The sequence below is a fragment of the Pseudoalteromonas sp. SG45-5 genome, from assembly GCF_014164085.1.
GTDB classification, from domain to species: Bacteria; Pseudomonadota; Gammaproteobacteria; order Enterobacterales; family Alteromonadaceae; genus Pseudoalteromonas; species Pseudoalteromonas aliena.
Window position 1 is genome coordinate 1 of the sequence record NZ_JACJEM010000197.1, and the last position, 260, is coordinate 260.

Annotated in this window: 1 pseudogene; it reads right to left on the reverse strand. The window is 38.1% G+C overall.

Going from position 1 to position 260, the window contains the following annotated elements:
• Window positions 1-191: pseudogene (locus H5119_RS20810) on the reverse strand (hypothetical protein); the annotation flags it as partial.
• Window positions 192-260: the final 69 nt, after the last annotated feature.

Genomic DNA, 260 nt, shown 5'->3' on the forward strand with positions numbered 1-260 from the left:
TATAAATGCAACGCATGTCCACCAATGAGCCTTATTATTTTTTCCCTGAACTCATCAAAACCATCCAAGCTGATTTTGTCGCCTTGCTGGAGTAGATTAATTCCCTCAAAACACTGAAAGACCCAGCGTAATGTTGGGTTAGATATTTCTTTATTGATTTGATTCGCTATCGTGGCTTTTTCTTTTTTCATATTCGCTCTCATTCGTCTTTGCGCGATTGAATAAACTAACAATGAAAGTGTCATCACCATCAACAGAGC